This is a genomic window from Streptomyces sparsogenes subsp. cuspidosporus, from assembly GCF_039532705.1.
In the GTDB taxonomy this organism is placed as follows: domain Bacteria; phylum Actinomycetota; class Actinomycetes; order Streptomycetales; family Streptomycetaceae; genus Streptomyces; species Streptomyces sparsogenes.
Genome location: NZ_BAAASD010000001.1, coordinates 431,153 through 454,485, shown reverse-complemented (window position 1 = coordinate 454,485; position 23,333 = coordinate 431,153). Strand labels below are relative to the sequence as shown.

17 protein-coding genes and 3 pseudogenes are annotated in these 23,333 nt (G+C 69.7%); 7 read left to right on the top strand and 13 right to left on the bottom strand.

Annotated elements, in window-relative coordinates:
- Nucleotides 1-25 precede the first annotated feature (25 nt).
- A complete protein-coding gene (locus tag ABFY07_RS01765; RefSeq protein WP_346172685.1) occupies nt 26-235 on the bottom strand; it encodes a hypothetical protein in 210 nt (69 codons plus the stop codon).
- Between ABFY07_RS01765 and ABFY07_RS01760 the strand changes: the two are divergent.
- A pseudogene (locus tag ABFY07_RS01760) lies at nt 231-804 on the top strand (PP2C family protein-serine/threonine phosphatase); the annotation flags it as partial. The gene ABFY07_RS01765 and the pseudogene ABFY07_RS01760 overlap by 5 nt on opposite strands.
- Nucleotides 805-904: 100 nt before the next feature.
- Here the strand turns inward: ABFY07_RS01760 and tpg are convergent.
- Both tpg and tap read right to left on the bottom strand, forming a co-directional pair.
- Entirely contained in the window at nt 905-1,462 is a 558-nt protein-coding gene (gene tpg / locus ABFY07_RS01755) for a telomere-protecting terminal protein Tpg (RefSeq protein WP_346172684.1), read from the bottom strand.
- A gap of 14 nt (nt 1,463-1,476) precedes the next feature.
- Nucleotides 1,477-3,735 carry a telomere-associated protein Tap gene (gene tap / locus ABFY07_RS01750; RefSeq protein ID WP_346172683.1) on the bottom strand — a complete coding sequence of 753 codons (2,259 nt, stop codon included), beginning with the start codon at nt 3,733-3,735 and terminating at the stop codon, nt 1,477-1,479.
- 599 nt (nt 3,736-4,334) lie between these two features.
- Between tap and ABFY07_RS01745 the strand changes: the two genes are divergently transcribed.
- A complete protein-coding gene (locus ABFY07_RS01745) occupies nt 4,335-4,889 on the top strand; it encodes an AAA family ATPase (RefSeq protein ID WP_346172682.1) in 555 nt (184 codons plus the stop codon).
- A gap of 434 nt (nt 4,890-5,323) precedes the next feature.
- Here ABFY07_RS01745 and ABFY07_RS01740 read toward each other — a convergent pair whose 3' ends face one another.
- The 3 genes from ABFY07_RS01740 to ABFY07_RS01730 are packed head-to-tail and all read right to left on the bottom strand — an operon-like array spanning nt 5,324 to nt 8,774.
- A complete protein-coding gene (locus tag ABFY07_RS01740; RefSeq protein WP_346172681.1) occupies nt 5,324-6,460 on the bottom strand; it encodes a mandelate racemase/muconate lactonizing enzyme family protein in 1,137 nt (378 codons plus the stop codon).
- Entirely contained in the window at nt 6,457-7,476 is a 1,020-nt protein-coding gene (locus ABFY07_RS01735) for a dihydrodipicolinate synthase family protein (protein ID WP_346172680.1), read from the bottom strand. Before ABFY07_RS01735 ends, ABFY07_RS01740 begins: the two co-directional genes overlap by 4 nt.
- The gene (locus ABFY07_RS01730; protein WP_346172679.1) at nt 7,473-8,774 is read right to left on the bottom strand and encodes an MFS transporter; all 1,302 of its coding nucleotides are present in this window, start codon (nt 8,772-8,774) and stop codon (nt 7,473-7,475) included. The genes ABFY07_RS01735 and ABFY07_RS01730 overlap by 4 nt, the downstream gene beginning before the upstream one ends.
- A gap of 722 nt (nt 8,775-9,496) precedes the next feature.
- Here ABFY07_RS01730 and ABFY07_RS43025 point away from each other — a divergent pair.
- Nucleotides 9,497-9,815 (top strand): annotated as a pseudogene (locus tag ABFY07_RS43025) (DUF6192 family protein); the annotation flags it as partial.
- An 86-nt stretch (nt 9,816-9,901) separates the two neighbouring features.
- Here the strand turns inward: ABFY07_RS43025 and ABFY07_RS01725 are convergent.
- Nucleotides 9,902-10,402 (bottom strand): NUDIX hydrolase, encoded by a 501-nt coding sequence (locus ABFY07_RS01725; RefSeq protein ID WP_428836830.1) that lies wholly within the window; start codon nt 10,400-10,402, stop codon nt 9,902-9,904.
- A gap of 285 nt (nt 10,403-10,687) precedes the next feature.
- Nucleotides 10,688-10,989, bottom strand: a pseudogene (locus tag ABFY07_RS01720) (hypothetical protein).
- A gap of 485 nt (nt 10,990-11,474) precedes the next feature.
- On the opposite strand from ABFY07_RS01720, the gene ABFY07_RS01715 reads away from it, so the two are divergent.
- Nucleotides 11,475-11,927 carry a nuclear transport factor 2 family protein gene (locus tag ABFY07_RS01715; protein ID WP_428836840.1) on the top strand — a complete coding sequence of 151 codons (453 nt, stop codon included), beginning with the start codon at nt 11,475-11,477 and terminating at the stop codon, nt 11,925-11,927.
- Nucleotides 11,928-12,302: 375 nt separating this feature from the next.
- Complete coding sequence (locus ABFY07_RS01710) at nt 12,303-13,145, top strand: MerR family transcriptional regulator (protein WP_346172676.1); 843 nt, start codon at nt 12,303-12,305, stop codon at nt 13,143-13,145.
- A 368-nt stretch (nt 13,146-13,513) separates the two neighbouring features.
- On the opposite strand, the gene ABFY07_RS01705 is transcribed toward ABFY07_RS01710, so the two are convergent.
- The 3 genes from ABFY07_RS01705 to ABFY07_RS01695 all read right to left on the bottom strand — a co-directional run bounded on the left by ABFY07_RS01705 (nt 13,514) and on the right by ABFY07_RS01695 (nt 18,646).
- On the bottom strand, nt 13,514-16,117 hold the full coding sequence (locus ABFY07_RS01705) for a PA14 domain-containing protein (RefSeq protein WP_346172855.1): 2,604 nt from the start codon (nt 16,115-16,117) through the stop codon (nt 13,514-13,516).
- 268 nt (nt 16,118-16,385) lie between these two features.
- On the bottom strand, nt 16,386-16,790 hold the full coding sequence (gene tsaA / locus ABFY07_RS01700; RefSeq protein ID WP_346172675.1) for a tRNA (N6-threonylcarbamoyladenosine(37)-N6)-methyltransferase TrmO: 405 nt from the start codon (nt 16,788-16,790) through the stop codon (nt 16,386-16,388).
- A gap of 494 nt (nt 16,791-17,284) precedes the next feature.
- Nucleotides 17,285-18,646: a GH1 family beta-glucosidase gene (locus ABFY07_RS01695; RefSeq protein ID WP_346172674.1), complete on the bottom strand. Its 1,362-nt coding sequence runs from the start codon at nt 18,644-18,646 to the stop codon at nt 17,285-17,287.
- Nucleotides 18,647-18,707: 61 nt separating this feature from the next.
- On the opposite strand from ABFY07_RS01695, the gene ABFY07_RS01690 reads away from it, so the two are divergent.
- Together ABFY07_RS01690 and ABFY07_RS01685 are read left to right on the top strand one after the other, a co-directional pair.
- Nucleotides 18,708-19,331 (top strand): TetR/AcrR family transcriptional regulator, encoded by a 624-nt coding sequence (locus ABFY07_RS01690; protein WP_346172673.1) that lies wholly within the window; start codon nt 18,708-18,710, stop codon nt 19,329-19,331.
- A 96-nt stretch (nt 19,332-19,427) separates the two neighbouring features.
- Entirely contained in the window at nt 19,428-19,697 is a 270-nt protein-coding gene (locus tag ABFY07_RS01685) for a DUF6191 domain-containing protein (protein ID WP_428836829.1), read from the top strand.
- Between the two features lie 111 nt (nt 19,698-19,808).
- Here the strand turns inward: ABFY07_RS01685 and ABFY07_RS01680 are convergent, their stop codons facing one another.
- Together ABFY07_RS01680 and ABFY07_RS01675 are read right to left on the bottom strand one after the other, a co-directional pair.
- A complete protein-coding gene (locus ABFY07_RS01680) occupies nt 19,809-21,071 on the bottom strand; it encodes an MFS transporter (RefSeq protein ID WP_346172672.1) in 1,263 nt (420 codons plus the stop codon).
- Complete coding sequence (locus ABFY07_RS01675; protein WP_346172671.1) at nt 21,068-23,128, bottom strand: alpha-galactosidase; 2,061 nt, start codon at nt 23,126-23,128, stop codon at nt 21,068-21,070. The genes ABFY07_RS01680 and ABFY07_RS01675 overlap by 4 nt, the downstream gene beginning before the upstream one ends.
- Between the last annotated feature and the right edge of the window lie 205 nt (nt 23,129-23,333).

The following is a 23,333-nucleotide window of genomic DNA, read 5'->3' as shown; positions in this document are numbered from 1 at the left end:
TGGCGGGTATGCGCTGAGGCATCTGTCACAGCGGTGAGGTGCCTGTCGTGTCAGCGGGAACGCGGGTACGCAGAGGGAGGATCACGTGGCGCGCGATCGGATCCGGCCGGCCGAGGTACTGACAGCGGCGGAGGATGCCGCGCCCGTGGGCTCTCTCGATGTCGTGGCGCGCAATCTGCGCGACCGGTTCGGTGCGCGAGACGTGTCCTTCCTGTTCGTCGACGTCGTAGGCCATGGGCCACGACGTCGACGCCGCCCTCATAGCCACCCTCCTGGTCAACGCCTCCCGCGGCGCCCGGCGCGCCGGAGCGAACCTCGCCGAGCAGGCCCGCTGGACCCACCAGGCCCTCCTCGACCACGGCCGGCAAACCTTCGCCACCGGCCAGCTCCTGCGTATCGCCCTGGACGGGACCAGCGCCCAGCTCGTCAACGCCGGCCATCCCCGGCCCCTACGGATTCGCAACGGCACGGGCCGACCAGATGCCCCTGATCGCGAACCTCCCCTTCGGTGTCATCGGACAAGGCCCCTACCAGATACAGGAGATCGACCTGCGCCCCGGTGACCGTCTCGTGCTCTACACCGACGGCATGCAAGAACGCCAAGCCGAAAAAGTCGACCTTCCCGGCCTTCTCCGCGACACCGCCACCGAGCACCCCCGCGAGGTGGTGCGCACACTGGTCGACGCGGTCACCAACGCGTGCGACGGCCACGTGAGAGACGACGCCACCGTCCTGTGCCTGGACTGGCACGGCCCCCGGACCGCCCCCGGACCGAAGACCGCCGCGCAGATGTCGGAACCCTGACCCGTTTCAGCGGGCCGTCCAGCCTCCGTCGATGACCATGTCGATGCCGGTCATGGCCGCCGCCTGGGGACCGCACAGGGGTGGCCGTCCGGCTCCTGATCTACAGGTCGAACTCCAGGTGTTCCAGGTCGGTGAACTCCACCTCCAGGCCGTGGGCGCGGCGGCCGTTGTCGCGGAAGTAGACCTCCCCCAGGGCTTCGGCCGTGATGTTGCGTAGCTGCTGTTCGGTGGCGCCGGCGTCCTGGGCTTCGAAGAGGCGGGCGGCGTGGTGTGGTGGCAGGGCGAGGGGGGGTAGGTGGCGCAGGCGGGCGTCGTCGGTGGTGCCGGGGGCGGCGGTGAAGCCGAAGCGGGCGCGGACGTCGATGACGATGCCGGCGGTGGTGGCAGCGGTCTGTTTGGCCTTGGCCCGGATCTGGGGCTGCCACCGCTTCCTCACCTCGCGCTCTATGCGGGTGGCGAGGTCCTTGCGGGGCTTTTTGATCTGGTCCTTCACGTAGCGCTCGACGGTGCGCTGGGTGATGCCGAGCAGCTCGGCGACCGGCGTGGTGCCTTTGCACTGCTTGACCAGGTAGCGCATCCGGGCGCCGGCGGACTTGGGGATGGGGCGGGTGAACGCGCCCTGTACCGCCTTGTCGAGCCCTTCCCCGACCGTGACCATCGGGCTTCCTCTCCCTATTCCCCGTCGTCCTGGGCGGTGACCTCGCCCGTCTTGATGTAGCGCGCCAGGTTCAGGTTCGGACTGTACTGCTCACGCACTTCCTCGCCCCACAGCACGGTCTGGGTGCCTTCGTGCTTGACCATCCCGGGCGACACTCCGAGCCGGAAGGAGCCGGGCACCGTCTTGCCGTCGGCGTCGTACGGCAGGACATCCAGCGGGGAGGGCCCGTCGGCTGCGTATACGGCGCAGTCCGACAGGATCGCCACCGGGTACTGGCCGGTGGCCGCGGCCAGGCTGAGCATCTTGCGGTGCATGTTCACCCGGGCCCGGGAGATCACGACGGCGCGGATGTCCGGTCGCCATGTCGGCCGGGAAAGGGCCGGCCAGGGCTGTCCGGGCTTGCCGCCGCGTGCCCGCTCCCGCAGCTTGCCGATGCCGCCCTTCACCGTGGACTTGATGGCGTCCAGGACGATCGCCATCTGAGGGTCCCGCTGCTTGTAGCCGTCCATCGACGCCAGGAATTCCTGGGGCGGTAGCTTCTCGGCCACGCGCAGGTCGCCCATGGTGTCGACGTACGCGTTCCGGAGTCGCTTGTACCAGCCGTCCAGGAACTTGCCTTTCTCCGGTCGCACCCATGCCTCGAGGGGGGCCACGTCGTAGCCGAGCTCCACCGCGTAGGCGACGGTGGGCGTGGCGTACCAGGCCGGGCCCGTGGGGCGCTCGCCGGTCGGCGTGAACGGGCTGGGCAGCAACTCGCCTTCCAGTCGCCGCCACTGCTTGCCGACCAGAACGCGGGAGAGGTCGACGTGGGAGAGGTCGACCAGCCACGCACCGGGCAGGGTCGGGTCGAAGGCTGGGGCGGTGACATGGACCGGCGGTGTCGCGAGGCCGACGACCGCGCCGTTGGCGGCCGCGCCGAAGGCGAGGTTGACGTCGATCCCGACCAGGAACCGCTTCATGCACTCCTCATCGGTCAGCTCCCGCGCCCAGTCGTACGCCTCCTCGAACAGCATCTCGGCCGGGCCCCGCTGGTGGAAGCGGGGCAGATCAGCGAGCATCGGGTGCCCGTCCGGCGCCTCGCACGGCGCGCAGTCCATCGGCTCCCCACCCAGCGACCCGGGCCGGTGCTCCTTGTGCCGCCTGCCCGTCCCGTCCGGCTCACTCGCGCGGGTCGGCGGATTGAGGGCGGTCATCAGCTCCAGCCCGGTGACCGCGGTGGAACCGCGCGGCGTCATCACCCGCCGCGCGTACGTGCCCAGCAGATGGGCGAGCTCCATCGGCGGAAGCTCGGCGGCGTGGCCCCAGGAACGAGCATCCAGCGCGTTCCACGACGGGATGCACAGCTGCACACACTGCCGCCGGCCGCCCTGCGCGGGGCGGTAGATCCGGGCCCACGGGCCGAACCCGCGCTTGGTCAGCCGCCACTCTGCGCGCTCGAGCTGCTGGAGGACCTTGTGGCCGTCGGGGACCCGTCCGGCGAGCCGCTCGGACTCTGACAGCCGTGTGGGCAATCCGTACCGCTCCAGCGCCGCTTCGGTGAGGACCAGGAGCGGGTCGGCGTCCTTGCCGGAACCATGCAGTTTCGGCGCACCGAGCCGCGCTTCCTTCAGCGTCCACTCCACCAGCGCAGGGAGGGACCTGGCCGGCACGTCCAGGACCAGGCCGTCGACGCAGTAGGCCACGACCTGCCGGTTTTCGTCGGCGTCGACGACGGCGAGCGGGCCGTGAGCGAACCGTGGATCAGCAGCGACCGGTGCTGCGGCAGGCTTCCTCGCGGCTGCCTTCTTCACGCCCGGGCGCCGCGATGCCGGCCTGGGGGCGGCCTCCGACCGCGACGCGGTGGCGGGTGCGGGGCGCTGTGGGGTGCCCTCGGCGGTCGTGGCCGCAGCTTTCGGGGCGGCACCTGAGGCGGCACCTGGGGGCTCGGTCCGCGCTTGCGGTGGCGCCTCCCCCGACGGTGCGGGGCCGGCGAACGCCTCGGGTGCCACCGCGGTGTCCGGTGCGGGGGCGGTGACCGGCGCGGGGAAGCGGGCAGCAAGACCTTCCAGTAGCCGGGCGTAAGCAGCTCGCTTCGGCGGCCGCGGCTCGGCCCGGCCGGTCTCCCAGTTCCCCACCGACTCACGCCGGGTCTTCAACGCCGCCGCGATCTGCTCCTGACTCAGCCCTGCCGCCTCCCGCAGACGCTTGCGCTCGGCAGGCGGCGGCAAGGGGTCGGCGACCTGTTCGAGCAGGGCATCGACCGCATTGAACAGCGCCTCTGGATCGTTGGGCACAGGGTTCACCTCCACCCGTCAATGGTACATGAATCACTCATCGAACGCGCGTGTATCGCTTACGGATTTCACGTGCGCGATTACGGGATATCCCGCTCGGCTAGGTCCTGGCCGGGACCAACCGCCACGACGGGCCGCTGCCCGGCGACATCACGGTGCACTGGCGCCACCGCTTCCCGGAGCGAACTACGGGTTGGGATTCGTGCTCCAGGTCACGGGGGCGGAAGCGGTTGGACGACCGTATGGATCGGGAGGCTGTCAGCCGGCGGGGCGAGGGACGGCGAGATGAGGGCGGCCGGCAGCACGGCCGGCCGGGCGAGGCGCCGGCGGTCGTGCGGGAGGGCGACATATCCGGCTGTCCAGAGCAGGGGCGGCGTCCAGTCGACGACGGCGATGCCGGCCGGCAGTCCCTGGCCCGTGAGCCCAGACGCGAACCGCTCCCACCGCGTGGCATCGCCGGTCGGCGCCCATGTCAGTACCAGGTGGCTGCATTGCTCTCTCGTGCTCCGGCCGTAGGTCGTGATCTTGTAGGCGGGGCGGGGACCGGCCGGATCGATATCGGATCGCGTGAAGTGGCCGCTCGCTGGCACGCTGCCCCCATGGATCACGCAGAAGTACTGCTCATCGGAGGACGAGCTGGTGTCGGCAAGACGACGGTGGGGTGGGAGGTTTCGGCGCTGCTGCGCTCCGAGGCGGTCGCTCACGCGATCATCGATGGCGACTTCATGGGGCAGGTGCATCCGGCGCCAGAGGGAGACCCCCACCGCGCGGAGATCACCGAGAGCAATCTGACTGCTGTGTGGGCGAACTTTGCCCAGCGCGGCTACCGACGCCTGATCTATACGAACACCGTGAGTGTGTTGCCGGAGGCGACGGGCATGTTCAAGCGTGCCATGGGAGACGGAGTGAGGATCGTACGAGTCCTGCTCACCGCGTCCGATGAAACCGCCCGCGAGCGGCTGGTGGGACGGGAACTTGGTTCAGAGCTGAAGCAGGAGTTGGACGGAAGTATCCGCAAGGCACGGCTCCTGGATCAGCGGGCCCCCGCGGAGACCGTGCGAGTGGCGACGGACGGACGGCTCGTCGTTGACATCGCGCGGGAGGTAGTTGCCGCCACCGGTTGGGCCGGGCCTCACTTCCCTCGCAGATCATGATCGTGCTGCTGGGCTGATCCGGGCACCGGCATGGAACACGGCCGAGCCGGCCGCTTCGCCTTCCCGCCACCGATCGGCTCGCTGCTGGACGTGGATCTCGAGGACGGCGTCTCCTTGCGTCTCCCCATGGACGACTCGGTGCCGCCGGACTGGGCAGGCGGCCGCACCCTCGTCCTGGGTCCCGGTGTGGTGCCGGACCCCGGCGTGCTCCCGAGCTGCCGGTATGTGTACCGGGTGCGGTGCGACAGCGACGGGGCCAGCCGCCGAGTCTCTACCCGCCGCGGCGCGGCGGCCCCCGGCCGCGGCGGCCCTGTGCCTACCCACCTGCTGGACATGAGCCCGGCACACCGAAGACATCACCGCGATCAGAGGCCCCTTCACCGCGCTGCCGTGAAGGGGCCTTGCTGGTCGGAGTGTTTTGCGTTATCTCCCGGTCACATCCACGCGGTCGAGCCGTCAGGGCGTATGGGCACCTTTCGTTTCCAGGTGACCCAGTCGTCCGTCGTGAGCGCGGATTCGTCGATCTCGATCCCCCACCCCGGGCGGTCCGGGCGCAGGTTCAGGTGTCCGTCGACGGGGAGATAGGGGTCGGGGCACCACGACACCTCGTCCGGCTTGTACTCCAGGATGGAGAAGTTGGTCGTCGCGGCCGCGAAGTGCACATTCGCCGCGGTCGCGAGCGGACCGAGCGGATTGTGCGGCGCGACCGGGACGTAGTGCGCTTCGGCGATGGTGGCGATCTTCACCATCTGGGTGAGGCCCCCGACGACGCAGACATCCGGCTGCACGATATCGGCACCGCCGGCGCTGAGCAGGGCGAGGAACTCATGGGGGGAGTAGAGGCACTCACCGGTGGCCAGTGGCACGGCGATCTCGGACCGGATCCGGCTCCAGGCGGGGATGTGCTCGGGCCGCACCGGTTCCTCGAGGAAGAGGGGCTGGTTGGGGGCGAGCGCGGCGCCGAGGTCGACCGCCTGCCGCGGTTCCCACAGACACGCGTGCGCGTCGAAGGCGAATTCCCACTCGGCGGGATGGCGGTCGCGGACCTCACCGAAGTACTCGCCCAGTTCACGGACCAGGAGCCCGAACCGGGTGCGATGCGGAGCCGTCCGGTAGGGGCTGAGTTTGAAGGCCGTGAACCCGAATCGCTCGTGCAACGCCGTCGTGGTCTCGGCCAGTTCGCCGACGTCCGGCGCCGAGTACAGCCCGGCGTAGACCCGTACCCGGTCGCGTACGGCACCGCCGAGCAACTGGTAGACCGGCACGCCCACGGCCTTGGCCGCGATGTCCCACAGTGCGTGGTCGATGGCGGCGATGGCGGCCAGGCCCAGGGCTCCCTGGGGGAAGCGGCCGGACTGCAGGAGGAACTGGTTGACCCGGCCCGGGGACCGGGCGTCCATGCCCTTGATCTGCTCGAACAGATAGTCCAGCAGGGGCGGATAGGCCAGGTCGGGGCCGTGGTTGTACACCTCCGACCACCCATCGACCCCGTCCTCGGTGGTGATTTTGACGAGGACTCTTGGCCGGTCGCCGACCCGCTGCCGGTAGGTCCGCAGGGACTCGATCCTCATGCCACAGGCTCCTCGGCGGTCTCGGGGATGGGAGCCGCCTCGGGTATCAGGGAGTGCCACCCCGCCATGGACTCGGCGACCTCGCGGGCGAGGGCCTCGGAGAGCGAGTGGCTGGGGGGACGGACATCCCGGCGGCACAGGCCGATCCGGTGCATGGCTTCCTTCACCACCGACACGTTGTTGGCCGAGGCGTCGCGGGCCCGCAACTCCTCGAAGTGGCGGATCTGCCGCCAGATCCGGGTGGCGGTGGCGTAGTCGTCGCCGCCGAGCGCGGTGAGCATCGCCAGGGACACCGCCGGGGCGACGTTGACCAGGCCGGAGGTGAAGGCGCGTGCCCCCGCCTGCCAGTAGGCCGGGGCGTACGACTCGGCCAGGCCCGCGATCCACAGCAGTCCGTCCGGGGCCTCCGCCCGGGTGGTGGCGAACACGGCCGGATCGGGGACGGAGTACTTCAGCCCGACCACGTTCGGCGCCCGTTCCACCAGGCGGGTGATGTGCGCACCGGTGACCGCGCGCTTGGTGAGGTAGGGCAACACGCCGATGTCGGGTACGGATCGGGCGATGCGCACGTGGTACTCGACCCAGCCGTCCGGCGTCAGGTACGGCAGGACGGGCTGATGGATCATGATGGCGTCCGCACCTGAGTCGCGGGCGAAACGTGCGTCGGAGATGGCCGTCTCGAGGTCGAGCCCCACTCCGGCGACGATCGTCGTGGCGCGTGGTGCACCGTTTGCCGTGCCACCCGCCGTGGTGTTCGGCGCCACGTCGTCGTGGGCGTCGCGGGCCATGAGGACGCACCTCAGCACCTGACGGCGTTCGTCGGGGGAAAGGGCGTAGAACTCGCCGGTGTTGCCGTTCGGCGTCAGCACGGTGACCCCGTTGCGGAACAGCCGGGTCGCCAGCGACACGGTCAGATCGAGGTCGACCGTCCCCTCCGCGTCGTAGGGGACGACGGGGATCCCGATCACGGTGCCGAGCCGCTCGACCAGGCGGGTGGTGTTGAACGAGGCGTTCACGGGGTGGTCCCTTCATTCTGATCGGCGGGGTCCGTGGGGTGTTCGCCCCGCTTCGCGACGGGCTTGACGCGCACCCAGAACAGGTAGATCGCCGCGCTGGCCAGACAGCTGACCGCCGCGCCGAGCAGCGGCCCCACATAGGATCCGCCGCTGGACGCCAGGAACAGTCCGATGGCGATGGGGCTGAGGAGGTTGCCCACCTGGGAGCCGAAGTTCTGGAAACCGGCCACCGCGCCCACGCACTCCGAGGAGCGCGCCACTTCCGCCGGGAGGCTCAGGATGGCCGCCCCGGCGAAGGAGTGGGCAGCGCTGCTGACGGTCAGGATCACCATCAGCACCACATTGCTCTGGATGAACGGGGCGAAGCCGATACAGGCGCTCAGGCCGAGCCCGGCGACGATGGGTACCTTCCGGGCCAGGTTCGGAGAAGCCCCGGACGCCAGCATCCGGTCGGACACGATGCCGCCGAGCACGGTGGAGCCGATCGCGATCAGCGACGGGATCCACCCCACCATGCCGAAGTCCGCTTCGGAGAATCCGCGGTCGTCGAGCAGATAGCTGGGATACCAGGTGAGGAAGAACGCCCCGGCCAGCGAGCGGAACACATAGCCGACCGTCAGCGCCCACACCTGGGAGTCGCTCAGCAACTCCCGCCACGGCACGGTGCCGCCGGCCACTTCCGCGGGCGTCTCTCCGCCCTGGTCGGACCGGATATGGGCCAGCTCCGTCGCGGAGACCCGCGGGTGCTCCTCGGGCTCGCGGTAGACGACGGCCCACCCCACGATCCACAGGAGGCCGACCAGACCGATGACGACGAAGGACAGCCGCCAGCCGCCGTACAGGGTCAGCGCCGTCACCACCGGGATCGACAGGGCCGTACCGATCTGCTGGCCCATGTCGAACAGGCTGGACGCGAACGCCCGTTCCTTGCGCGGAAACCACCGCGAGACGACCTTGACGTTCGCCGGCTGCACCGGCGCCTCGCCGATACCGAGGCCGAGGCGGAACACCATGACCGACCCGACGCCCCGCGCGAGGGCCGTCAGCGCCGTCCAGATCGACCACCAGCCGACCGCGATGGGGTAGATGACCCTCGGACCGAAGCGGTCCAGCAGCCATCCGGAGGGAATTTGGAACAGGGCGTAGGTCCAGAAGAACGCTGAAAGCATCACCCCTTGTACGGCGGAGCTGATGTGGAACTCGTCTGACATGTGGGGCATCGCCACGCTCAGTGCGGCGCGGTCGAGATAGGCGATCGTGAGGCCGAGCGCCGAGAAACCGACGACCGTCCATCGCATGCTGCTGCGTTGCCGAGCCGGTGATGCTGGGGAGTTCCCGGCCTTGGGCATGGGCAGGCTTGACAGGGGCACATCGCTCCCGAAATTGGATAGGCTCCCCCACAGAGGGAGCGTGCTGACTCTCTTTCGCGGCCCGGGATCTTGGCGGTGAACGGGCCGCATCTCACATCGTCAGTGAATGAGTGACCGCTGTCCGATCATGCGGCCCGGCTGTCGGCCGAGGCGGTCAATGCGCCTGAGGTGACCCTGTAGCGTAACGGACATAGAGTCCCCAATTCGGGCATTACGCCTCTCATATATGACGTACGATGCATGACGCCATGAAGGTAGGAGGGCTTGCGGATATTCGTCAACGCTTCTGACAAAGTCCGTAGCCGAAGATCCACCGTCGGCCGCGGCCGCGGGGGTCGGCGGGTGGTCGCCCAGCCTCCCGGTGTCCTTCCGCCTGGGCTTCGGCCGCGGGGTGGACACTCGGCAAATCGCCGCTGCTGGTCAGCCTGCGTATCCGCACTCGTTGATGACGCCGCCGAGAACCCGCGTGCGTTGCCTCGTGCCGGTGGTGAGGGGTGGACGGCAGCGGGGCGCTCAGCTGTGTCGGGTAGTAGCTGGTTCGCCTGCGGCGGGGGCGGGTGCGCGCTGCAGCGCCGTTAATGGGGGGCTGTCCCGTCGCGGCCCCAGGTGCCGTGCCCGGGCTCGCAGTTGGTGGTGAGACACCGTGACCGATCGGACAACAGACGCGCGGGCAGTTCACGATCGGTGACCGCGCTCTGGAGATCGAGCCGATGAGGCGGCGGGGCGGCCCGATCACGGAGCCGGAATGGACGGTCCTGGCGAACATCGACGACGAGCCGGAACGGTTCGCGGCGATGGGGACGCCGCCGGACGGCAAGGCCCCGTGAACCACGGACGACGCGAGCCGGCGGGTGGGGCAGCAGGTCGCGGCCCCGATCGCACCGCAGGAGAAGGTCTCCGCGATCCATATCACCGGCCCGGGGCGAAGAGGTCGCCGCGGCGGTCACCACCGACTTCCTCAACCGTCCGATGTCAGGTGGTGGGCCGGTGAAACTCGCGCCCGAGCCGAACAACAGTCCCTGGGCTGAGGGGTCCGATCGAAGAGGCGAGACAGGTCAGGACTGCGCGGTCCGGAACGCGAAATACCGGCTGAGGGCTTCGTGGCTGTCGGGAGTGAAGCGCCACCTCAACAGGGCCGAGTGAAGCTCCGACTCGGTCAGCCAGCCATGCCAGGCGACCTCATCGGGATCAGAGGTCACAGCGTCCGGAACCACGGCTTCATGCACGCCAAGCCAGTGAGGGCTCAAGCCGCTAAGGTTGATGAACGAGAACAGCAAGCGCGGCAGGCCGCGGATGCCCAGCTCTTCGGCCAGCTCCCGCGCGGCAGCCTGTTCGTAGGATTCGCCGACGTCCACGGCGCCACCGACCATGACCTCATAGAGCCCGGGGAAGCGCGACAGCTGCTCCGACCGCCGATGGACGAGGATCCGGCCACGCTCATCACGACACACCGTCGCAGCGATTCGATGCAGCCAACCCTCCCGGATGGCCTGCCGACGGGTGACCACCCCCAGGACACGACCTTGACAGTCGACACGCTCCACCAGTTCCTCCACGAAGCACACCCTGGCAGAACCCACTGACAACGCCGTTTCTCGGCGAGCCGTTCTCGGAACTCGACAACATTCTGGAACCGCTTGATCAACATCTGTTTCCTGAACTCGGCATCAGCCGTTCTCGCGTTACACCGACGAAACCGGGCCGTTCCTGGCCCGGCCGCGTGGCCTGGCGGCTTCTTGGGCCAGGTCCAGGAGCTGAGCGGTGTCGACGGCTCGGACAGTGCGGGGAAGGGACGGGGTCATGCCGAGATGATGCCAAGAAGCCTCCGCGGCGCCGAGAGGTCAGCGGGGCCGGGATGCGATCTGCAGACGGGCAGGCCCCAGACTTCCTCGAACTCCGCGGAGGTGAGTTGCTCGGGGTCGTGGCCTTCCCATTCCGAGACGGGCAGCTCGGCTGTGAACCCGAACCTGCTGTCGTACTCATCGAGGCGGCCGGCGTCGTGGGCCTGCTGCCACTCGGCGAGGGAGGCGGCTGCGATCGGTGTCAGCTCAGGCCCTTGGAGTTCGACCTGCCGGGTAACCCAGCCCTCGGCGTCGACCTCGAAGTAGAACCAGACGTCGTCCTCGTCCCAGTAGCAGCGCATCCATGTGGTCACCAGGCCATGATGCCGGGCAAGATGCACCGCCCTGCTCTGCTTTGTCTCATGGCTGGGCGATGCAGCGGGCGCGTGAGATCGATACGCAGCTCGTGCCTCCGCAGCAGGCTTCGGAAAGCAGCCCGCACCTGTGCCTCCTCACGGCTGGGGACACACCGGGCGGCTTCCCCGAGCGCGACACCGTCCAGGTCGGCGCGGCGTACCTCCTGAAGGAGCTGGAGCTCGGAGCAGGGCCCGGATGTGCCTCCGGTCCGCGGTCGACGCCGGTGTGCCGCAGGGGCTGCGGAAGAGGTGCTCGGGCTCGCGGGTGGTCAGGCCTTGGTACTGGTGGGCTCGGGTATTCAACTGTCACCAGTCCCCCGCCCTCGGATGGTGTCCTTGACGGACCGTGGTCGGGGAGCTGGGAAAGGCGTTGTGCGGTAGCGGGGCGGGACTGGTAGGAAGTGACGGTGATCGGTGAAGCGATTGGCCCCATGGACCGCTTGCTCGCGGAGCGAGCTTGCGAGCGTCTGATCGTCGACTTCGTCCGCCGTCTCGATCTTGGAGACCCTGGTTCGGTAGCCGATCTGTTCACCGCCAACGGGGTCTGGGAGTGGCCCCACGGAGGCCGTCGTATCGAGGGCCGGGAAGCGTTGCGCGCATACTTCGGCTCTCGGCCGGCGGACCGGTTGTCGCGTCGCATGATGACGAACATCCTCGTCACCGTGTGCTCCGCGACGACGGCGACCGCGACCTCATACCTGGCGACTTACCGTGTCGACGGTTACGTTGACGGGATGCTTCCGCCGCGTCTCCCCGCCAACGTCGGCCACTACGAGGACACATTTCAGAAGGTCGACGGCGAGTGGCTCCTCGCCACCCGAGCCGTGTTCCTGCCCTTTGGCGGCGATACGGAGCGTCTGCCCACCTCGCCTCGTGACTCATGAGAACGGACTGTCGCGGGGGCGGGGTCCAACCTTCTGCTGACCGTGTGCGGTCACCGGGGGCGTATCGGCTCCATGTCCCGCCGGTCTCCCTGAGGAGGCGGCCGGTGGTCTTGTCGTGGTAGCCGAGAGCGTCCGCAACGACGGGGGCGGGCAGTTCGAGGAGTTGCTGTCGGATGGCGGCGCCGCGGGCGGCGGCGGCCGGGACGCCGACCTCATGGAGGAACGCGGACAGGTGGTCGGGGCGGGCAGGCTGGCCTGCCCGGCGGCCCGGGAAGATCAGCGGGGATGTGGGTTTGGTGGCGGGTGCGTTGTTGCACCTGCCGTAGCGGCATGTGGTGTCGTCGAGGCACCACAGTACGAAAGGCTCCGTCTGCGATGTACCCCTCCGTCACACCGCCCCGCCGGGTCAAGATCGGCGCTGCTGCCGCCTTCGCCGGGACCACCCCGCGCGCTATCCGCCACTACCACCAGATCGGTCTGCTGCCGGAACCCGAGCGCGGTGGGGACGGCCGGCGCCGCTACGGATACGACGACATGATCCGCCTGTTGTGGATCCGCAGAATGGCGGAGGTCGGCATCAGTCTGGACGACATGCGAGCCGCCTTCGACGAATCCGGGGACATCGAGGAGACCCTGGGCCGGCTGGAGGAATCCCTGGCTGCCCAGGAGGCCGACATCAAACGTCAGCGCGCGGCCGTCGGGCGCCTGCGGGCTGTGGGCAGCCCGCAGGGCCTGCTCTCCGAGCTGGTGACGGATCGGCTCAGCCACCTGCCCCCTGGCGCATTGCGCGCCTCCGACATGGAGGCCCTGCTGGTCACGGAACGGATCTTCGGTCCGCTCGGCTCCGCAATACAGGCCAGCGTGTACATCGTGCTGGCCACCCATCCCGACCTACGGGCCGAGGAGGACCGTCTCGACGAGGCTGAGGCCGCCCTCGACGACGGCGTCGACCCCGACGACCCGCGCGTCGAGGAAATCGCCGAACAGCGGTACACCCACCACATGGCCCTCATGCAGGCCATCACAGCAGCCGGGCTGGACACGGCCGATGACGAGCTCTTCGAGACCTACGACGCCGACCTGGCAGAGGATGAGGACACCCGGATGGGCGCCGCGGAGGCGATCACCAAGATGCCCTACGACTTCTCTCCCGCCCGGATGCGCTGCATGGAGCGCATGGCACAACTCGTCGCCCAAGACGCCGGCGCAGACAGTTGATCGCCTGTACCCGGTACCGACCACCCAACAAAGAACTACTAGTGGTCCGCCCACGGGTCTCCCCCTCGCCCGGAGGCGGTGGAGGTCGCCGACGCGGCCACGCGCGGCGACGAGGACGCCCTGGAGGTGTACCGCGCCGCCGGCGCCGGGCTCGCTCGGGCGGTCGTCATCGCCGAACTGCTCGACGGCTGCTCGACGCCACCGCCGCGGCGGTCCGCGCCCCGGGGCGGGGATCGCACCTGGAGTCACCTGAACCGCCCGGCGCCCTGGCCTGCCTGTGACCACGCCGCCTGGTCTTGGTACGGACGGGCCGCCCGGCGAGACGGCGGAGACGGGGAGACGGGGAGCGCTCGCCGGGCGGCTTCGGGTCAGGCGCAGTTGGCGGGGGCCGCCCGCGACGCGTCGTCGATCAGCGCCTCGTGGGCGGCCTTCAACCGCCGTACCTCGGGTTTGACCACCTCGCGGTCGTAGGTGAGCAGCCCGTTGAGCTCGCCCTCGACGTCCGTGATCTGGGTGTACACCGCGCCGTTGCCGCCCCGGCAGGCCAGGGCGCGCACCTCGGCCAGTTTGGTGAGGTAGTCGTCGGTGTAGGTGGCCGGGTCGACGTCGACGTAGGACTGCTGGACCGACCAGGCGTGTCCCGGCACCGCCAGGCCGAGGCCGCCGTACTCGCCGCTGACCAGGGCGCGTCTGCCGTCCGGGTGCGGGGGCAGGGCGGGGCTCGGGTAGCCGTGCTCGTCCATGATGTCGCCGGTGCCGCCGTCCGCGCCGAGGTTGAGCCCCGACATGCCGTTGACCAGCCGGGTCGGGTCCCAGGCCTTGGCCTGGTCGGCGATGCGGCCGATGTCGTACTGGCCCCAGCCCTCGTTGAAGGTGACCCACATGACGACCGACGGGCTGCTGATGTGCTCGTCGATCATCTGCTTCAGCTCGCGCTCGTACTGGGCGCGGGACGCCGGGTCCGGGTTCACCCCGGCGGTCATCGCCGGCATGTCCTGCCAGACGAGCAGGCCCAGCCGGTCCGCCCAGTAGAACCAGCGGTCCGGTTCGACCTTGATGTGTTTGCGGACCGCGTTGAAGCCCATGGCCTTGTGCATCCGCAGGTCGTAGGCCAGGGCCTGGTCGCTCGGGGCGGTGTGCAGACCGTCCGGCCAGAAGCCCTGGTCGAGGGTGGCCATCATGAACACCGGTTTGCCGTTGAGGACGGTGCGGGGGGTGCCGTTGACGTTCTCGACGGCGATGGAGCGCATCCCGAAGTAGCTGCCGACGCGGTCGGAGCCGACTCTCACCTTCAGGTCGTAGAGGAACGGGTCGTCGGGGGACCACAGGCGCGGGTTGTGGATCTTCAGGGTGAGCGGGGTGCCGCTGCGTCCGGTGACGGTGGCCACCCGCCGTCTGCCCTCGTACGCCGTCGCCGTGACCGCGAGGCCGTCCCGTACGCCTCGTGGCTCGACGGTCAGGGTGCCCGCGCCCACGTCCGGGGTGAGCCGCAGCGAATCGACGTGGTCGGCCGCGACCGGCTCCAGCCACACCGTCTGCCAGATGCCCGAGGAGGGCGTGTACCAGATGCCGCTGGGGTCCAGGCGCTGCTTGCCGAGGGGCGGGTTCTCGCCGCTCGCGGCGTCGGTCGGGTCGTGGACGCCGACGATCAGTTCCTGGGCACGGCCCGGCTTGAGCGCGTCGGTGATGTCGGCGCTGAACTTGTCGTAGCCGCCCCGGTGCTCGGCGACCTTGGTGCCGTTGACAAAGACCTCCGTCCGCCAGTCGACCGCGCCGAAGTTCAGCCGCAACCGTTTGCCGGAACCGATCCGCCAGTCGGCCGGGACGGTGAAGGTGCGCCGGTACCACATGCGGTCCTCGTGCCGCTCGATGCCCGACAGCTGGGACTCCACGGGGTACGGGACGAGGATCCTCTCGGCGAGGTCCTTGCCCACCGGCGGCCGCTCGCCCGCCTTGGCCGCGGCGAACTGCCACCTGCCGTTGAGGTTCTGCCAGTCGCCGCGGGTCAGCTGCGGTCTTGGGTACTCGCGGTGGGCGTTGCCCGGGGTGACGTCGTCGGCCCACCGGGTGCGCAGTTCGTACGTCGAGTGGTTGGCCCCGCTGCTCCAGAAGGATCTGACGACGTTGCCATCCGTACCGGTCAGGCCGCCCGCCCCGTCGTAGCGGACATCGGCGGTGCCGCGCGCGGTACCGGTCTTGTTGCCGACGACGGGCTCCCTGAGCGCGACCAGCAACGACGTGGGGTCGGCCTGATTCGGCCGGGCCTCGCCGAGTGGCCAGGTGGCGCCGCCGATCACAGCGGTCAGGTGGTCGGCGAGTCCGGCCGGGGGCGCCTGGAGCTCCTGGGCGAAGTCGAGCCGGAGCGTCCGTCCGTCCCCCAGGACCGTGGTGGCGATGGCACCGTTGTAGTCGTAGCCGTCCGGCAGCAGAAACGCGGACTGCGGGATGTCCGTCTTCGTACCGCCGGGCGGTGTCCAGCGCACATGAAGGTTCGAGCCTCCGTAGTGCTCGAAATACTCGACCTTGATGTCGTAAGCCGTGTCCGCGGTCAGCTCCACGGGCCGGCTGGTCTGTTCCCGGTCCCAGTCGTCCACCCAGTGGTCGATGACGAGCTTGCCGCCGACCCACAGGCGGAAACCGTTGTCGCCGGTGATCGAGAAGGTGGTGGGGCCGGTCTTCCGCGGCACGATCCGGCCGGTCCAGCGGACACTGACGTCGTCCGACCGGCCGGTGGCGGAGGTCAGCCGGGACTCCAGGGAGTCGAAGTCGAGCTGCGGATCGAAGCCGGTGGCCTTGAGTTCGTGGAAGTCGAAGGCGCCGGGGGCGGACTGGGTGTAGTACTCACCCTTGAGGCCGTGAACCTCGGCGGAGTCGTCCGCGGCCGTCGCGGCAGGTACGGCGGCCAGTCCCGCGACACTCAGCACTGCCACGACGAGCAGGGCGATACGGCTTCTCAGCGGCCCGCACGTGATGCGCGGTCTGAACGGACTGAACGATCTGATGCGCACGAGTCCTCCTTGGCCGAGGAAGGGCGGCGGCTCGGTGCTCTGGTCTGTACAACGTTGTCAGCAGCGGCAGTTGGCATCAGAACACGGCTCCAGGGCCCAAGTCCAGACCAAGGCCTCGGACCGGCCTCAAGGCGGTGCAAGGGATTCCAGCCGGATGGACGTGAGGCTCTCGTCACTCCTCGGCGGCGATGCAGCGTACGCGACGGTTCATGGGTTTCACCATGAACCGATGTCACCGACCCTGGTCCATAACGGGTTTGACGTCCAGGATCGGGGTCGCGTCGAGGGCTTCGAGGTTGCGGACGTGCACGCGCGTGTCCGCGATCGCGAGGACGTGGACGACGTGCAGGCCGATCGGGTTGGGCCGGTCGGGAGCGCGGGTGGCGAACACGCCTGCGCGCGGCCGGGTGGCGTCGCCGCGCGGGTGGACGGTGAGCGTGTCGCGGTCGGCGCGGTCGAGCCAGGTGAGCAGGAGAACGTCGGTGCCCGCAGTCAGCCCCTTCAGGGCGGGGGCGTACCGGTCGTCGAAGACGAGCCAGGCGTCGGGGGCCCCCTCATCGGGCTGCCGGGGTGCCGCCGCCCGATCGGTCAGCGCCGACTCGACGTGCCCGATCGGGCGCAGCGTGTACGCGGTCAAGAGCGTTGGGTCCCTTCCTGAGCCGGCCCGGCCTTGCGGGCGGATGGCCGGGCCGGTGCCGCCGGAGTTCAGGCGCGTTCGCTGCCAAGGCGCCCGAGCATAGCCGTTGCGGCCGGCCGCATGCGGACGCGGGCGGCCCGCGCCGCCCCGGGCCCGCTTCTGACGCGGGCGTGACGTTCACGAGGGAGTCGGGGACCCCAGGGGTTGCCCGCTGATGGACCACGGCTCGCCGGAGCGGGCGTACATGGGGCAGGACCCGGACAACGGCGCCTCGCCTCGCCACGGACCGATCTGGTTGGCCGGCTCGTCGAGACATCCGTCTCCGCCAGGCTCGAAAGGGTCGACGAGGAAGTAGCCACCGTCGTCGGACTGTGGATCGCCCTCGTACCGCAGAGTGGCCATCGCCGGTCCCCGTCGTGAGCAACACGTCCGAGGCCGAGCGGCGCGCATGACCGTCCAAGGTCAGCGCGCTCGTGCTCGACACCGCGGTCGCCTCAACCGTCCAGTCGATCCGGCTCCACTCGACCGCGCTGAGCGCGGATGAGGTCGCGGTACCACGCGAAGGACGCCTTCGGGATGCGGACCTGGGTGTCGTGGTCGACGTGGACGAGTCCGAAGCGCTGCTGGAAGCCCTCGGCCCATTCGAAGTTGTCCATCAGGGTCCAGACGAAGTAACCGCGCACGTCGACGCCCTGGGCCACGGCGGCGTCGACGGCCTGGAGGTGGGAGTCCAAGTAGTCGATGCGGTCGGGGTCGAGGACGGTGCCGTCCGCGTTGACGACGTCCTCGGCCGAGCAGCCGTTCTCCGTGATGTAGACCGGCGGGAGCGCCGGGTACCGCTCCCTGAGGCCGACGAGCAGTTCCCGTAGCCCGTCGGGGACGACGGGCCAGTCGAAGGCGGTGCGGCGGTAGCCCTCGATGGGGGCCTCCTCGAACGGCAGCCCCTCGGACGCCGGCGCCTGGATCCGGGTGGGGTTGTAGTAGTTGATGCCGAGCGCGCTCAGGGGGGCCGAGATCAGTTCGAGATCGCGGTCACGGACGGAGCCGCCGAGGGTCGCGTCCGCGCCGAAGGCCGACAGGTCGGGGTAGGTGCCCGTGAGGATCGGGTCGTTGAACAGGCGGTTGTGCAGGTTGTCATAGGCTCGCGCGGCGGCGCGGTCGGCGGGGGCGTCCGAGGCGGGCCAGACCGGGGTGCAGTTGTTCGCGATCATCACCTGGAGGCCGCGCGCCCGCAGTTCTCTCAGTGCCAGACCGTGGCCGAGCAGCTGATGGTGGGCGACCGGCAGACAGTCCAGGAGCAGGGTGCGGCCCGGCGCGTGGGTGCCGAGGCCGTAGCCCCAGACCATGTGGACGAACGGCTCGTTGAGGGTGATCCACTTCTGGACGCGGTCGCCCAGCCTGCCGGCCATGACGGCGGCGTACTCGGCGAAGCGGTGCGCGGTGTCGCGGTTCAGCCAGCCGCCGCCGTCCTCGAGGCCCTGCGGGAGGTCCCAGTGGAACAGGGTCGGGACAGGTTCGATGCCACGTGCGAGCAGGCCGTCGACCAGCCGGTCGTAGAAGTCCACGCCCCGGAGGTTGACCTCGCCTGTGCCGGTCGGCTGGATCCGGGGCCAGGCGATGGAGAAGCGGTAGCCGGTGAGACCCGCCTCGGCCATCAGCTCGATGTCCTCCTCGTACCGGTGGTAGTGGTCGCAGGCCACATCACCGGTGTGCCCGTCGCGGACTGTGCCGGGTCGGGCGGTGAAGGTGTCCCATACCGACGGTCCGCGGCCGTCCTCCTTCGTGGCGCCCTCGATCTGATACGACGCCGTCGAGGCGCCCCAGATGAAGTTCGCGGGGAAATGGTCCAGGGCCACATCCAACCTCCTAGAACATGAGCATGACTCATGTTAGTTGGCTCGATGGGATGATGGAAGCGTGAATCAAGATCGCACCACAGGGACGCTGCGCCGGCTCCCGGTCCAGAAACGCAGTGCCGAACGCTTCGAACGGCTGCTGGACGCCTGCGCCGAACTCCTGGACGAGGTCGGCTATGCCGCGCTGACCACCAAGGAGGTGGCCCGCAGAGCCGAGGTGCCCATCGGCACCCTGTACCAGTTCTTCTCGGACCGGGAGGGGCTGATCGGCGCGCTCGCCGCCCGGAATCTGGAATCCTTCCTGGAGCGGGTCGCGGACCGGCTGGAGCGTGAGGCGCCGGACGGCATCTCGGCCATCGTGGATGTGACCGTCGACGAGTTCGTCACCATGCGCCGGACGATCACCGGGTTCGGCGTGGTCGACTTCGGTGCGGCGGGGCAGGACCACATCCTGGAGCCGACCCTGGACAACAACACCGCGGTCGCCGGACGACTGCGCTCGCTGGCAGCCTCCCTGGCCGGTGGCCAGGACGACGCCGAACTCGAGATCGCCGTGCGGGTGGCCCTGGAGTGTGCGGACAGCGTGCTGAAACTCGCCTTCCGCGTCGATCCGCAGGGCGACGCCCAGCTGATCGCCGAGTGCAAACGGGTCCTCAACAGCTATCTGAACGATCGACTCCCGTGACTGGCACCTCGGTGGGCGGTCAAGGCGCGCTTCGCGGGCGCTGCCGGCCTTCGTCGATCAGCTGCTGTTGCGCGCGGGGCGGGCTGGGGTGCTGCCGTGACGGAACAGCACACGTCGGGGCCGATATCGGCGACCGGATTCGAGCAGTTGCGTGCGAGTCCGTCTCCGGGCAAGCAGAACGAGCTGGAGGAGCGGCAGTCGGCACTGGTCATGCCGGACAGCGAGGATGACGGCGCTCCGCCCAACAGGACGACGGTGAACCTTGCCCCTGTCACGGCGGTGGCAGGGCTGAGACGGGTGCTCGGCAGAATCCCCCCGCCCGAGAGGAGCGACGCCACCTCCGGCGTCGCCAGCGCCTCCGGCTGAAGGCCGACCTGCTCGGGCCCAGCCACCTCGTCGACCCGCATATCCGCGCCGCCATGACCTGGATCGAGGACCTCGCGCGAACCACCCCTTGATCACAACCGGATACACGCCTCAGCGGACGGCCTTGACCTTCCAGACCAACGCCGCGCCCAGCACGGACATGCCCGCGGAGCAGAGGAACAGCGAGCGGTAGCCCCCCGGACCGCCGAGCACGACCGAGGCGATGGGGGGAACCAGAACGTACGGCAGGGACGTCATCAGGTTGGCCAGGGCCATGTCCTTGCCGCGGTCCGCCGAGGCCGGGAGCACCTCGGTGACCAGGGCGGTGTCGACGGCCAGGTACACGCCGTAGCCCAGGCCCAGGATGACGGCTGCGACCAACGTCATGGTCCACGTGGGCGACAGCGCGAGCGGGACCGCGGCGATGGCCATCGTGACGCCGCCGAGGAAGACCAGCATGCGGCGCTTGCCCAGCTTGTCGGAGAGCCAGCCGCTGAGAACGACTGTCGAGACCGTGGCCAGGCAGTTGACGCCGATCACGATGAGCAGGCCGTCCTCGGTGGACTGGCCGGGGAACAACTGCTCGTAGTGCAGGACGTCCTCCAGGAAGTACGGCAGGTAGAGCGTGCCCATCCCGTAGCCGAGGCCCATGGTGAACCGGGAGCTCATCGCCCAGACGAAGTCGGGGTGCTCGCGTGGGCTGATCCGGTAGCCGTCCAGGAAGGCACGCGGCGAGAACGGTTCGCGGCGCCGGCGGGGAAGCGGCGGATCCTTCATGGCGGCGGCGAACAGCAGTATCAGCAGCGGCAACGCGGCCATCAGCACGTACTGCGCCGAGAAGCCCGTGACAAGACCGACCAGCAGCCCGCCCGCGATCATTCCGCCGGCCTGCGGGACCATGGCCCAGCCCAGCACCACGCCGCGCTGCCCGACCGGGACCTGGTCGGGCGCCACCGGGGCGAGCCCGGCACCGATGATCATGAAGGCGGCTGACAGCGCGAGAGAGCCGATGGCGACCCCGGCGACTGTCGTCTGGACGCCGATGCAGATGAGTGCCGCCATGCAGGCCAGTGAGCCGACGACCAGCCATGGCCGACGGCGGCCGAACCGGCTGGTGGTGCGGTCGCTGAGGGCGCCGGCCAGCGGCGCGAGGACGATTCCCGAGATCGCGCCCGTCATGCTGACCCAGGCGTAACTGCCGACCTTCCCCACCGGGTCGATCTTGGCGATCTGCTCGGGCATCAGGAACGTGGTCGGCGTATGCAGCGGGATGTACATCCCGGCGTTCGCCAGGACGTACAGGACGACCCAGCCGGGGCCGACCTTGCGGACGGGCTCGGCGAGGGCCTCGGGCCGCTCGGGGGCGAGGCTCATCGAGGCACTCTTTTGAGGTGGACGAGCTCGCTCGTCCGGTCGAAGGAAAGCAGCGGCGGAAGACCGTGGCCGAGCAGGACGGCGCCCTCGCGGACGGCGCCGGTGGTTTCATCCCGGTAGCGGGCGTGGGGGTCGAGGCCCTTGAGCCGGGTGCGGGCGACCGAGCGGGTCAGCGCGGACGGCTGGAACTGGAAGACGACGACCTCGTCCTCGGTGAGGTACTGCACGGCGTCGTGCTCCAGGCGGTACTGGACGCCGCCGTGCACCACGGGCCGGATCCGCTTGTACTGCTCGACGAGCATCCGGGCCCAGGCCAGATCCTCCTCGTTCCATTTCCGCAGGTCCCCGCCGATGCCCATCGCCCCCGCCATCGAGACATGGAAGCGGTACCGGATCGAGGTCGGGCGGGCGGTGAAGCTGTGCGGGCTGTCGGTGACCCAGGCGCCCATGGTCCGGGCGGGCAGCAGCTGGCAGTGGCCGTGCTGGATCGCGACCCGGTCGGCGGCGTCGGTGTTGTCGGAGGTCCAGACCTGGTCGGCGCGGGCCAGCACGCCCAGGTCGGCCCGGCCGCCGCCGCTCGCGCACGACTCCAGGTACAGGCCGGGCCGGGCGGCGCGCAGCCGGTCCATCACCTCGTAGACGCCTCGGGTGTGCTCGATCCAGACCCGGTCGGGGTCGGCGGCCCCGGGCTGCCCCGCCTCACTGAAGGGCCGGTTCATATCCCACTTGAGGAAGGCCACGTCCAGCTCGGTGACGGTCCTGATCAGCCACTCCACCGCCCATTCCCGGACGTCGCGGCGGGCGAAGTTCAGCACGTACTGGTTGCGACGCCGGGTGCGGGCACGGCCGTCCTGGCAGAGAATCCAGTCGGGGTGCGCGCGGAAGAGGTCGCTGTCGGGGTTGACCGCCTCGGGCTCGACCCACAAGCCGAAGCCCATGCCCAGCGCGCGGACGTGGTCGGCGAGCGGGCCCAGGCCGTTCGGGAACCGGTCGGGGTTGGGCCACCAGTCGCCGAGCCCGGCCATGTCGCTGGTGCGGGCGCCGAACCAGGCGTCGTCCACGACGAAGACCTCGACGCCGAGCCCGGCGGCCAGATCGGCCAGCTCGGTCTGCTGCTTCTCGCTGATGTCGAACTCGATCGCCTCCCACGAGTTGAAGATCAGCGGGCGTTCGGCCGGGCGGGCGGGCAGCACCTCACGTTCGACGTAGGCGTGCCAGCGGCGGCTGGTGCCGCCGAAGCCGTCGGGTGTGTAAAGGCCGGTGAAGACGGGGGTCTCCAGACCCTCGCCGGCGGACAGCTTCCAGACCAGGCCCTCGTGTCCGAACCCGCCCGTCCAGGAGGTGCGGCCGTAGGGGTCGCGGCGCAGGGTGATCCGGCGGCTGCCGCTCCAGGCCAGGGCCGCGCTCCAGACCTCGCCGTGCTCCTCGGCGGCGTCCTGCGCGTCGAGCATCAGCCACGGCCCGGCGTGCTGCCCCGTGATGCCGAGGCGGCTGGTGAACACGGTCTCCCCGACGGGCACCCGGTCGCGCCGGAGCTGGAACTCCCGGCCCCACTCCCCCACCACATGGCTGACCCGGTAGTCGTCGCGGATGGGCAGCGTCCAGGCGGCGGAGTCGAACCGCAGGACGTCCACCGGCTCACCCGCGGTGAGGACTGCCCAGCGCTCGATCTGGTCATGGCCGTCCCGAATCCGGTAGTTCAGGTCGAGACCGAGGGAACGGACGCGGTCGGTGAAGGAGAGCGTGAGCCGGTCGTCCTCGACCGTGTGTGAGACGAACCGCCATTCGAAGCCGCGGACGCCGTCGTCGAACCGGACGGTCAGCGACGGTGCCCCGAACCGCAGGCCGCCCTCGACCACGTACTCCTCACCGCCGGGATCGTCGCCGCCGGGGTCCTCGCCGGGCAGGTCGGCCGCGATCGCGCCGGCCTGCTCCAGGGTCAGCGGCCGGCCCCAGTGCACGTGCCGGGGGACGTCGTCGGCGCCAAGGCGGAAAGCGTAGGAGGTGCCGGGGGTGCTCAGAAGCCAGAGGCGGGCTTCGGAGTGGTGAGTGATCACACAAATCCTCGAATGTGAGTCAGGCTCATGTTCTGCTCATACGTTAGGAACATGAGCCCGCAACGCCAAGCCCCTGACGGGGGCTATCGAAATTCGCGGAGTGTGGTTCCGCCAGCCCTGCGTGGCCCGGTCGGCGAACGCGCCGGAAAGCAAGCAGGGGCCGGCCGGATCGGAAGAGCCGATCCGGCCGGCCCCTGCCCCGGGC

What these genes read in the sequence shown, in the direction of transcription:
- ABFY07_RS01710 (WP_346172676.1), top strand. Translation starts at nt 12,303, where the DNA reads ATGTACCCCTCCGTCACACCGCCCCGCCGGGTCAAGATCGGCGCTGCT.
- tpg (WP_346172684.1), bottom strand. Translation starts at nt 1,462, where the DNA reads ATGGTCACGGTCGGGGAAGGGCTCGACAAGGCGGTACAGGGCGCGTTC.
- ABFY07_RS01740 (WP_346172681.1), bottom strand. Translation starts at nt 6,460, where the DNA reads ATGAGGATCGAGTCCCTGCGGACCTACCGGCAGCGGGTCGGCGACCGG.
- ABFY07_RS01745 (WP_346172682.1), top strand. Translation starts at nt 4,335, where the DNA reads ATGGATCACGCAGAAGTACTGCTCATCGGAGGACGAGCTGGTGTCGGC.
- ABFY07_RS01730 (WP_346172679.1), bottom strand. Translation starts at nt 8,774, where the DNA reads ATGCGATGGACGGTCGTCGGTTTCTCGGCGCTCGGCCTCACGATCGCC.
- ABFY07_RS01765 (WP_346172685.1), bottom strand. Translation starts at nt 235, where the DNA reads ATGGCCTACGACGTCGACGAACAGGAAGGACACGTCTCGCGCACCGAA.
- ABFY07_RS01680 (WP_346172672.1), bottom strand. Translation starts at nt 21,071, where the DNA reads ATGAGCCTCGCCCCCGAGCGGCCCGAGGCCCTCGCCGAGCCCGTCCGC.
- ABFY07_RS01715 (WP_428836840.1), top strand. Translation starts at nt 11,475, where the DNA reads ATGGACCGCTTGCTCGCGGAGCGAGCTTGCGAGCGTCTGATCGTCGAC.